The organism is Catenibacterium sp. (assembly GCF_052354645.1).
Lineage (GTDB): Bacteria > Bacillota_I > Bacilli_A > Erysipelotrichales > Coprobacillaceae > Catenibacterium > Catenibacterium mitsuoka_A.
Window position 1 is genome coordinate 1 of record NZ_DAWDDM010000142.1, and the last position, 5,045, is coordinate 5,045.

3 protein-coding genes and 1 pseudogene are annotated in these 5,045 nt (G+C 35.6%); all 4 read left to right on the plus strand.

The features are described 5' to 3' along the window. Positions 1–306, plus strand: a pseudogene (gene fusA, locus ACT8VG_RS07150) (elongation factor G); the annotation flags it as partial. An 89-nt stretch (positions 307–395) separates the two neighbouring features. Continuing rightward, positions 396–1,580, plus strand: coding sequence for an elongation factor Tu (tuf, locus tag ACT8VG_RS07155; RefSeq protein WP_187012011.1), 1,185 nt, complete (start codon positions 396–398; stop codon positions 1,578–1,580). 180 nt (positions 1,581–1,760) lie between these two features. Next, on the plus strand, positions 1,761–4,142 hold the full coding sequence (locus ACT8VG_RS07160) for a YhgE/Pip family protein (protein WP_444195504.1): 2,382 nt from the start codon (positions 1,761–1,763) through the stop codon (positions 4,140–4,142). Between the two features lie 129 nt (positions 4,143–4,271). Continuing rightward, positions 4,272–5,045: HAD family hydrolase (locus tag ACT8VG_RS07165; RefSeq protein ID WP_444195505.1), on the plus strand; the 774-nt coding region annotated here is incomplete at its 3' end.

Below are 5,045 nucleotides of genomic sequence, written 5' to 3' on the forward strand. Positions count from 1 at the left end.
GGTAAGAAGTGTGCTCCAGTAATCCTTGAACCAATCATGAAGGTAGAAGTAACTGCACCTTCTGAATACTTAGGAAGCGTTATGGGTGATATCTCATCTAGACGTGGTATGATCGATGGTCAGGAAGAAAGAGGAAATGCTGTAATGGTTGAAGCTTCTGTACCTCTAGCTGAAATGTTCGGTTATGCAACAGACTTAAGATCATTCACACAGGGTCGTGGTAACTATACAATGCAGTTCGACCGTTATGAACCTGTTCCTAAATCAATCAAGGAAGAAATCATTAAAAAGAACGGCGTAAAATAAGAATAACTATGATTTTTATTGCAATTCTCAATAAAATCTATTAAAATAGTTATGTAAAATTTTAGAATTATATAGGAGGATAACCTTAAATGGCTAAGGAAAAATTTAACCGTGAGAAAACTCACGTAAATATTGGTACTATCGGTCACGTTGACCATGGTAAAACTACTTTAACAGCTGCTATCACTACTGTATTAGCTAGTGAAGGTCAGGCTAAAGCTATGGACTATGCTGCAATCGATGCTGCTCCAGAAGAAAAAGAACGTGGTATCACAATCAACACTGCACACGTTGAATATGAAACTGCTCATCGTCACTATGCACACGTTGACTGTCCAGGCCATGCTGACTACATCAAGAACATGATCACTGGTGCTGCTCAGATGGATGGTGCTATCTTAGTAGTAGCTGCAACTGATGGACCTATGCCTCAGACAAGAGAACATATCTTATTATCTCGTCAGGTTGGTGTTCCATACATCATCGTATTCTTAAATAAGTGCGATATGGTTGATGACGAAGAATTAATCGACTTAGTAGAAATGGAAGTTCGTGATTTATTATCTGAATACGACTATCCAGGAGATGACACTCCAATCATCCGTGGTTCTGCATTAAAGGCTCTTGAAGGTGATCCAAAGTGGACTCCTGCAATCCATGAATTATTAGACACTATGGATTCTTATATCCCAGATCCAGCTCGTGAAACTGATAAGCCATTCTTAATGCCAGTTGAAGACGTATTCACAATCACTGGTCGTGGTACAGTTGCTACTGGTAGAGTTGAACGTGGTCAGTTAAACCTTAACGATGAACTTGAAATCATTGGTATCCATGAAACTCAGAAGACTGTTGCTACAGGTATCGAAATGTTCAGAAAGTTACTTGACTACGCTCTAGCTGGTGATAACATTGGTGTTCTTTTAAGAGGTATCAACAGAGACCAGATCGAAAGAGGTCAGGTATTAGCTAAACCTGGTTCAGTACATCCACATAAGAAATTCAACGCTCATGTTTATGTATTAACTAAGGATGAAGGTGGACGTCATACTCCATTCTTCGGTAACTATAGACCACAGTTCTATTTCAGAACTACTGATATCACTGGTGTTATCGAATTACCAGAAGGAACTGAAATGGTTATGCCAGGCGATAACGTAGAATTCACTGTAGAATTAATTCACCCAATCGCTATCGAAAACGGTACTAAGTTCTCTATCCGTGAAGGTGGACGTACTGTAGGTGCTGGTAACGTAACTGAAATCATTGAATAATTTTAGTTCATTAGACTGTTGACTTATGTCAGCAGTCTTTTTTTTATATTTATTAAAAAATGATATACGCTTACATCATGTTTTTTTATCAAATCACCTTATTTGTAAATTGATAAATGACTAATGGTCAACTAAAATGACTACTAGTCATTAGGAAGATGACAGAAAGGAAAGGGTAATATGATTAAAGCAGAATGGAAAAACATTGCGAAAAGTACATGGCTTAAAATTGTACTTTGTGCAATCATGATCATTCCAATGATTTATGCTTGTGTTTTCTTAGGTTCTATGTGGGATCCATATGGTCAAACGGATCAGCTTCCAGTAGCCGTTGTAAATAAGGATAAAGAAGTTAAATATAATGGTTCTACTATGGATATTGGTAAACAGCTAAGTGATAAACTATCAAAGAATGATTCAATGGATTTCAATATTGTTTCATCAACAAAAGCAAAGAAAGGTTTAAAAGATGGAAAGTATTACATGATAATTACTGTTCCTGAAAACTTCTCTAAAAATGCGACGACATTATTGGATGATGATCCACAGACAATGATGCTCACATATACTACAAATCCACAGACAAACTACATTGCGACTAAGATGGATGATTCAGCTATGGCTAAAGTAAAAGCTGAAATCTCATCAACAGTGACTAAGACTTATTCAAAGATCTTATTCAAGAATGTAAAAACATTAAGTAAAGGATTTAACACAGCTGCAGATGGTTCACAGAAATTAAGTGATGGTGTAGCTACTGCAAGTGAAGGTAATAAGACTATCACAGAAAACTTGAATACTCTTGCAACAAGCGCATTAGTGTTCAATGATGGTGCTGATTCTTTAGTTAAAGGATTAAGTGCTTATACAAAAGGTGTATCTACTGCAAAAGCGGGTGCACAGCAGTTAGATAACAACAGTGCTACATTAAATAATGGTGCTGCTCAATTAAAGTCTGGTAGCTCACAGTTATTAAGTGCTGTGAAGGATGCTGAAAAACAGTTATCTGATGGTTTAAATCAGAATGCTGAACAGTTAAATACATTAACTCAAAAGAATAATGAAATGAATGAAAGTTCAAAACAGTTATCACAAGCACTCACTCAGATTCAGGCAGGTATTGATGATAACAATTTAGTAGAAAACAACTTACAGGCAGCTAAAAAATTAGATAGTATGGTTTCTGTAATGACAACTACAATTGGTACTATGAATACAAATGCGGATAAGCTAGATAAATTAGCTGCAGCAGAAAAGGCAAAGGCAGAAAGTTTACAGGCAACTCAGCCTCTACTAGCACAACAGTTAATGTTGCAGGCAACAAGTCATGCCACACAGGCACAGACATTAAGACAGGTGGCTTCTCAGTTAACAAATAAATTAAATACAAGTGATTTAAAACAGTTAACTACATTACTTTATGGTAATGCGGAAGTATTAAAGAATCAGTCAACAGCGAATGCGAAGACACAGGAATTATTAGCTGGTTCACAACAATTAGCTACTGCAAACAATTCAGCAGTTAACTCATTAGTATCTAGCTTAAAAACAGTACAGGCTAATATGAAGGGAACTTCTAATTCAGTTGGTATGGTTGGTGCAGTAAGCCAGATTGATGAAGGCTTAGGTACATTACAGAGTGGTTTAAAGACTTATACAGGTGGCGTTAAACAGGTAAATAATGGTTTAGGTACACTTGCTTCAAACAATAAAACATTAAATAGTGGTGCTTCTCAGTTAGCTGATGGTGCATTAAAGATCAGTTCTGGATCTAACCAGTTAGCAGCAGGATCTGCAACATTAGGTGAAGGATTAACTACTATTGGTGATGGAACTAATACACTTACAAGCAGCTTAAAAGATGCTTCTAAGAAGAGTAATATCAAATCTACTAACAAGACATACAAACAGATGTCTACTCCAGTAGATACACAAAAGAAAGAAATAACTAACATGCCAAACAATGGTCATGCAATGGCACCTTATATGATGAGTGTTGCTTTATATGTTGCATGTATGGCATTAAGCTTAATGTATCCATTTGGTAAGGGTATGACTACTACAGATAGCCCAGTTAAGTTCTTACTTGCAAAAGCTACAGTCATGGTTCCATTATCAATTGTACAGGCATTAATCTTATACTTCAGCTTAAGAGGATTTTGTGGATTCACTCCTGCTAGACCAGGATTATGTATCGCATTCATGCTCTTATTATCACTTGCCTTTATGGCATTCATCGCATTCCTTGCAATCGCATTTGGTCGTATCGGTGAATTTATCGCTTTAATCTTCATGGTATTTAACCTTGGTGCTTCTGCTGGTACTTATCCACTAGAAACTGCACCACATTGGTATAAAGTATTACATCCATTTGTACCATTCACATATAGTGTAAATGGATTTAGATCAGTTATTGCGAATGCAACTGCAGTTCCTACAACAGAAATCTTATTCTTCGTTGGTTTACTTGTTGTATCTGTACTTCTTACTTATGTAATTGTAAGACATAGAAGTAAAACACATAAAGTATTCCTTCCAGAAGTATTTAATGGAGAATGTTAGTGAGATGGGTAGAAATACCCATCTTTTTTTTATCGCTTATTAAAGATTTTGTGAGACTTATCTTAAGTAGTTTCTTTTCTATATACATTTGATATAATGGAAGTACTTGCTAGAAAAGGAGATTGTAATATGAATAAATTATTCTTTTTTGATATAGATGGGACACTTATTGATTGTAATCAGGATAAATATGAAATCACACCTGAAACTATCCGTACTTTAGATAAACTAAAGGAAGAAGGACATGATGTGTTCTTATCAACAGGTAGATGTAAATGTTTTATTGTGGATGGTGTTATGAAGTATCCATTTTCAGGCTATGTTACATGTAATGGTGCTTATGTAGAATATAAAGGCAAATGTGTCTATAAGAATGTTGTACCAGCCAAAGCGATTAAAGCTACTATGGATCTATGTGAAAAACATCATTTTAACTATTATTTTGAAGGTAATGATTTTATATATGTCAGAGATTCTGAAGATCCAGTTCACCAGGCATTCGCAAATAACTGGGGCATGAAGGAAGAAACAATCATTGATACATTTGATTATAAGAATATAGAAACTTATATTGGTATGATAGTAGTCAATTCTAAGGATGATATTCCAGTCATGGTAGAAGCTTTAAGTCCTTATTTTGATGTACAGAGACATCAAAGTGACCGTTCTTTTGATTTAACCCTTAAGGGTTCATCTAAAGCAGTAGGAATTAAAGAATTAGTGAAGGAACTAGGAAGAAGTATTGATGATACCATTGCTTTTGGTGATGGACGTAATGATATAGAAATGATTGAAGAAACAGGACTCGGTATTGCGATGGGTAATGCAGTACCAGAACTTAAATCAGTCGCAAAATATATTACAACAAATATTGAAGAAGAAGGAATCACTGCTGCATGTAAG

What these genes read in the sequence shown, in the direction of transcription:
- ACT8VG_RS07160 (WP_444195504.1), top strand. Translation starts at nt 1,761, where the DNA reads ATGATTAAAGCAGAATGGAAAAACATTGCGAAAAGTACATGGCTTAAA.
- tuf (WP_187012011.1), top strand. Translation starts at nt 396, where the DNA reads ATGGCTAAGGAAAAATTTAACCGTGAGAAAACTCACGTAAATATTGGT.